The sequence below is a fragment of the Shewanella sp. VK101 genome (genome assembly GCF_056497865.1).
In genome coordinates this window covers 4,453,486-4,459,879 of record NZ_CM151402.1, presented here as the reverse complement: position 1 = coordinate 4,459,879, position 6,394 = coordinate 4,453,486, and the positions used below count along the sequence as shown (strand labels likewise).

3 protein-coding genes are annotated in these 6,394 nt (G+C 52.2%); 1 reads left to right on the top strand and 2 read right to left on the bottom strand.

The window, feature by feature from the left end:
- Nucleotides 1–50: 50 nt before the first annotated feature.
- Nucleotides 51–3,869: a VCBS domain-containing protein gene (locus ACSHSR_RS19855; protein WP_479631074.1), complete on the bottom strand. Its 3,819-nt coding sequence runs from the start codon at nucleotides 3,867–3,869 to the stop codon at nucleotides 51–53.
- A 2-nt stretch (nucleotides 3,870–3,871) separates the two neighbouring features.
- The gene (locus tag ACSHSR_RS19850; RefSeq protein WP_071238617.1) at nucleotides 3,872–4,693 is read right to left on the bottom strand and encodes a retention module-containing protein; all 822 of its coding nucleotides are present in this window, start codon (nucleotides 4,691–4,693) and stop codon (nucleotides 3,872–3,874) included.
- A gap of 329 nt (nucleotides 4,694–5,022) precedes the next feature.
- Between ACSHSR_RS19850 and ACSHSR_RS19845 the strand changes: the two genes are divergently transcribed.
- Nucleotides 5,023–6,348 (top strand): IS4 family transposase, encoded by a 1,326-nt coding sequence (locus tag ACSHSR_RS19845; protein ID WP_208191067.1) that lies wholly within the window; start codon nucleotides 5,023–5,025, stop codon nucleotides 6,346–6,348.
- Nucleotides 6,349–6,394: the final 46 nt, after the last annotated feature.

Here is a 6,394-nt window from a genome sequence, read left to right as displayed (position 1 = left end):
CAGGAGCCTGCGGCTCCTGTTGATTCTATTGAAAAAATTATTGCTTAAGGTTAGGGAATTAATTGTTCCTCGGATGAATAAGTATAGTTAGGCTCAGGAAAAGAAGCCTGAACAACAGGTTGAGTGACCAACAATGCACCGTCGGAGATAAGGGATTGAATAATCACACCTTCATCTGTAGTTCCATACTCTGCGGACAGATCCACACCATTGAGAACTATGGTGACACTGTCCCCTCCGGCACCTGTTGTGTCGACGCTTATGATGGTGTTGCCACCCACGAAGCTGAAGTCCAGGTAATCATCCAAAACCCCGTTTTCTTCATTGACCAAGATGTCTGATAAATCCAGTGCATCTGTGTTAGGGTCGAAGTTATAGACTTCATCAGTGCTGCCATCTGCAGACCCTGCATCCCAGATCAATATATCTCTGTCATTGTCTATGCCGGCATCCAAGCGATCACTGCCGGGGCCGCCAACCAGATAGTCGGCACCTGTACCGCCAAAGATGTAGTCATTGCCGGCGCCACCCAGTAGTTGGTCATCACCTTCCAGACCATAGATGGTGTCATTTCCTTCGCGACCGACAATTTCATCGCTTTGGTTTGCCCCGGTGAGCGAGTCACTTTGAGTGCTACCAAAGATGAGATTATCTATGTCGTCGGTTCCTGTTACCGTAATGGCATCATCAGGTAGCAGCTCGTGAGTAAATACAGCTTGTACATACCTGGCCTGATAACTGCCTCCATCATTGTCGAAGTAAGTAATGGTCCATAGATCGCCTGCTTGGGCCGGATTCAAAGTCAGGTAGTCGGCGAGAGTTACTGAGTTATCCGATTCTTGCACTATCTGATCGTAGCCAATACTGGCCTTCATCAAGCCTGAATCCGCATCATAGAACCAAGTCTGTTCTACGCTATCGACGGGATCTGCCAACAGCACTATGAAGGTTATGCCATTAATGGTAAGCCTGACTGAGACCTCTGTTTCCCGCTTGCTGCCCGCGGTAGTGTCAATGTCTCTCTCATCTCCTGGAATTGGAATGGCAAAGGGCGATTTCTGGTAATCGGTAAACAGATCCAGGCTACCATTGGCTGGATCTAAATTAATGGCATCGGCGAATCCGCCACTGATACTGAGGACAGCATCTTGATCATTCCCTGAGGTCAAAGGCGATGAACCATCACCTATGGTGACACTTTCCCCTCCCAAGCTGTTACCAGGCACAGCATGGATGATGAAGTCGCCATCAACCTGATCTGTACCTGAGTTGACTGTGAAGGTCAGAGAAATATCCAGTTGTTCCTCTATGTCACCGTTATCCCCCGGCATATAGACCAGACTGCCCAACTCTGTGGCGGATAAGGCCTCAGGATTGTTAAAGTCATACTGCACCAGCATCTGGATGTCTTCATCCCAATACCAAATGGAGCCTATCTCGGCGGTTTCCCCCGGATCGATAAACTCAAGGCTCAGGTTTGTGATGCTAATGTCATCAGTGGCATCTACATCGCTCGGTACATCAATGTTTAGCGGATAGCCGGCAAGATAAGGATCCGAGAGTTGTAACAGGGAGGCCGGAACCCAGATCTCTTTGGCAAATTCGCCTTCAACCGGGTCGTTGGTACCATTGATGGTGATAGTCACGGTTTCAGTGTCGGTGCCGCCGTTGCCGTCATCGACCGTGACATCAAAGCTCAGGGTGATGGTTTCGCCGACGGCGAGGAACTGCACCAGGCTGTTGGCAATGTCATAGCTCCAGCCGGCGTTGTCGACACTGAAGCCGGCTGCCAGTGCATCCTGGGTGGCTTGATCCAGGGCGCCGCCGCTCCAGAGTACATCGCCGTTATAGCTGCTGCCGACGCTGTGGCTGTCGTTGATATCGACATCGCTGAAGCTCAAATCGCCGCTGTCGCTGAGCATGCCATTGATAACATCGACATCCTCGGTGACCGCGCCGCTCATATCGATGCTCAGCACCGGTGCATCATTGGTGCCGGTGATGGTCACCGCGACGGTGTCGGTATCGATGCCGCCGTTGCCGTCATCGACCGTGACATCAAAGCTCAAGGTGATGGTCTCGCCGACGGCGAGAAACTGCACCAGGCTGTTGGCAATGTCATAGCTCCAGCCGGCGTTGTCGACACTGAAGCCGGCCGCCAGCGCATCCTGGGTGGCTTGATCCAGGGCGCCGCCGCTCCAGAGTACATCGCCGTTATAACTGCTGCCGACGCTGTGGCTGTCGTTGATATCGACATCGGTGAAGCTCAAATCGCCGCTGTCGCTGAGCATGCCATTGATGACATCGACATCCTCGGTGACCGCGCCGCTCATATCGATGCTCAGCACAGGTGCGTCATTGGTGCCGGTGATGGTCACAGTGACGGTATCGGTATCGGTATCGGTGCCGCCGTTGCCGTCATCGACCGTGACATCAAAGCTCAAGGTGATGGTCTCGCCAACGGCGAGGAACTGCACCAGGCTGTTGGCGATGTCATAGCTCCAGCCGGCGTTGTCGACACTGAAGCCGGCCGCCAGCGCATCCTGGGTGGCTTGATCCAGGGCGCCGCCGCTCCAGAGTACATCGCCGTTATAGCTGCTGCCGACGCTGTGGCTGTCGTTGATGTCAACATCGGTGAAGCTCAAATCGCCGCTGTCGCTGAGCATGCCGTTGATAACATCAACATCCTCGGTGACCGCGCCGCTCATATCGATGCTCAGCACTGGCGCATCATTGGTGCCGGTGATGGTCAGAGTGACGGGTTGTGAATCACTGGCGCCAAAGGCATCGGTGACTGTTAGTGTGAAGCTCAAGGTGATGGTTTCGCCGACGGCGAGGAACTGCACCAGGCTGTTGGCGATGTCATAGCTCCAGCCGGAGTTGTCGGCGCTAAAGCCGGCCACCAGCGCATCCTGGGTGGCTTGCTCCAGGGCACCGCCGCTCCAGCTCGCATCGCCATTGTAGCTGCTGCTGACACTGTGGCTGTCGTTGATGTCGACATCGGTGAAGCTCAGGCAGCCGCTGTCGCTGAGCATACCATTGATGACATCAAGATCTTCAATGACGGCGCCACTTGCGTCAGCGCTGAGAATAGGGGCGTCATTGGTGCCTATGATGGTAATAGTGACCAGTTGCTCGGCGCTGGCGCCAAACTCATCAGTTACAGTAACAGAGAAGGTTTCGGTGCGAATTTCGCCTTCCAGCAGGCCTTCGGCTGCAGCGTTATCGAGCTGATAATTCCAGGCGCCGGTGGCGGCATCTATGCTGAAGCTGCCAAGTGGGCTGTCGGCACTGCCGGACCAAATAAGCACGGCACCGTTGTCCACATCGCTGGCGCTGAGTTGGCCACTGACACCCGGGGTACCTGGGTCTATGCTGCCGTCATCGAACTGGCCGGCTTCTCGCACAGTACCATCGGCCTCACCCGGCTGGGGTGTGCTGATCACGGGCACATCGTTGGTGCCAGTGATAGTGATAGTCAAGGTCTGGACGCTGGTATCACCATCGGCATCGGTCAGCAGATAAGAGAAGACTTCCGTCAGGGATTCTCCCTGAGCGAGCGCCTGAACAGCTTGTGCTGCAGAATTGATTTGATAGTTGTAACTGCCATCGGCATTGAGGGTCAGCAGGCCGTAGCTGCCTGAAACCTGGCTTTGATTGGATACGGCATTATCAAGGTTGCCGCCACTGCCAGCGGCTGTTACCTGTGCGGTATCGCCGCCCTGAACATCGTTGTCGAGCAGATTGCCGCTAATGGCCAGTAGTGAGTCTTCATCTACACTGTTGATGTCGTCCTGACCGCTTGGAGCGTCATCCAGTACCGAGATGGTAAGGGTATTACCGACACTGTTTCCTTCTAGATCGGTCAATATCAGGTTGAAAGCCGGGAGAAGTCATCACTTGAACTGTGGTCAACCGCGGAATTGAGGGTAAAGCTGTAGCTGATATTGCCGTTTATCAGGTCAACGGCGTTGATGGTGAGCACGCCGTATTCGGTATTGATACTGACAGGGCCATTAAAAACTCCGCCTGAGACAATGGAAACCCCATCCAGGGTCAAGCTTGCCACGCCGGCCGCGGCACTAAAGCTCAAGTTACCGGTTTGGGTCAAGGCTGTGGGTGATGGAGTGGTTCCTGTTGGCAGGTTGGCATCTGAGAGTGTGGCAGCGCCGCTATTGAGCGTGGGGCCTGTCAGGGGAAGGTCCTCAAGCAGTATTTCTTCTTGAGTGGTAATGGCGGTTTGGTCAAAGCCACTGGTGTCGTAGCCTGCGCTGGCCAATAACTCAGATCCGTCTCTGTCTACGGCAACATAGCCGAAATCACCTTGGTTACCGGCTGTTCCGGCCCCGGCTGCGGTAGCAGGCAGATTTGCGGTAGGGTCGTCACCAGCAAGTATCTGAGCCTGCAGTGCGGCTATCTCGGCATCGACTCCACTGTTGGCGAATTGGGCGACATCTGCGGCCGCGCTATCCGGCTGAGGTTGAGCGCTGGGCTGTGCATTTTGCTCTGTCAGCCTTGTACCATCGGCATATTCGATAGTGAAGGTATCGTTTGCGGTGAAGATGATCTCTTCACCATTGCGGATGAGATCCCCGATACTCAAATCGCGGATATTGCCATTTTCGTCCTTGGCCTTGAGTTGCCCAACCAAATTGGTGACAACCGCGTCTTGCTTACTGATTGCGACGCCCATAACTCATACTCCTTTGCACGCAAATACTGACGGCAAGGTCACTCTGTGCCCACGAGCGTCAGCTAAAGGTATTAATTATTAAGTCTGAGGTTGAAACTGAGGCTGTCAAATGTGTGACACTGATCGCGGTTGGAATGTTGTTGAGAGACAATTTGTCCGCTTTGGAGAATCTATCTCGCATTCATGCGGTTACGGTATGCGTGCAGATAATCTTGTGATGGCTAATAAAAAAGCCACTAAATAAGTAATGCCGATCAGTTAAGACAGATCGCTTGACGATCTCACTGAAAGGATCAAAATCCGATGACCCCATGTCATCGGATTTTTTTATGCAACTTTCAGAAGCTTTGGCGCGTACTCATATCAACCGTCTTACCGAATTCACCTGTCTGGCCGATGTACTTGAGCCCGATTTAATTCAGTCGTGCCTTGATTCACATGGTGTTGCCAGTTTAAGGCGACGTAAGTTACCTATGGATGCCATGATTTGGGCGGTGATTGGTATGGCTCTGTTCAGAGGCGAGTCCGTCCGCTCACTCATCAATAAGCTTGATATCGTCTTACCGCAAGAGGTGGATTACGTTGCGCGCAGTGCTGTCACGCAAGCGCGCAAGCGGCTGGGCTCTGACGTTGTTCAGGATGTGTTTAAGCGAAGTGCCAAGACCTGGCATGAAAGAGCAGAACATCCGCATTGGTGTGGGCTCAACCTCTACGGTGTCGATGGTATCGTATGGCGAACACCTGATAGTGAGCAAAACAATCAGGTGTTCGCCAAAACCGCCAACGCTTCTGGTGATGCTGCCTATCCTCAAATTCGCATGGTTTGCATGATGGAGTTAAGTAGCCACTTGGTATTGAACAGTGCCTTTGATTCTGTTGCTGTCAGTGAAATGAGTTTAGCCGCTGAACTGATATCAAGCATACCTAATAACAGCCTGACGCTGTTTGACAGAGGCTTTTATTCGTTGGGACTTTTGCACGCCTGGCAACAGGCTCAACCGAACAGCCACTGGCTGCTGCCGTTGAAGAAAGGGACGCAATATGAAGTGGTACGCTCTTTAGGAAAACACGACCAACTGGTGCAGTTAGCCACCACGCCTCAAGCCAGAAAGAAGTGGCCTATGCTACCTGACAATATTGAAGCTCGCTTACTGACAAAGACGATAAAAGGTAAGTCGGTTTCCATTTTGACCTCATTAACGGACCCATTGCGTTATCCGGGGGCAGAGATAGCGGATTTATATGCCCATCGATGGGAGATAGAAGTGGGCTATCGGGAGATGAAGCAGCATCTTCTGGAGAGTCGCTTTACGTTACGCAGTCAATTGCCAGAGCTGGTTATCCAAGAATTGTGGGGAGTACTGTTGGCCTATAACCTCATCAGATACAAGATGGTGTTGATGGCTAAGAGCTTACCGTCGTTACATCCGAACCAATTAAGCTTTAGAGATGCATCGAGTTATATCATTTTTAAACTGACTCAGCTGTCATCTCAAATGCCTGGGAATGTTCCGAGAGAGGTCTTGGACATAGTGCGTAATGCGAGGCAGTTCAAGCTTGATGGGAAACGGGATAGAGCCTATCCACGTGCGTTAAAAATGAGTAAAAACAAGTATCCCATTAAGCCTAAGAAAAATGCCGTTCACACTAAGTGAACGGCATTACTAAATAAGTGGCTTTTTTATTACGAAAAGGTCTAGC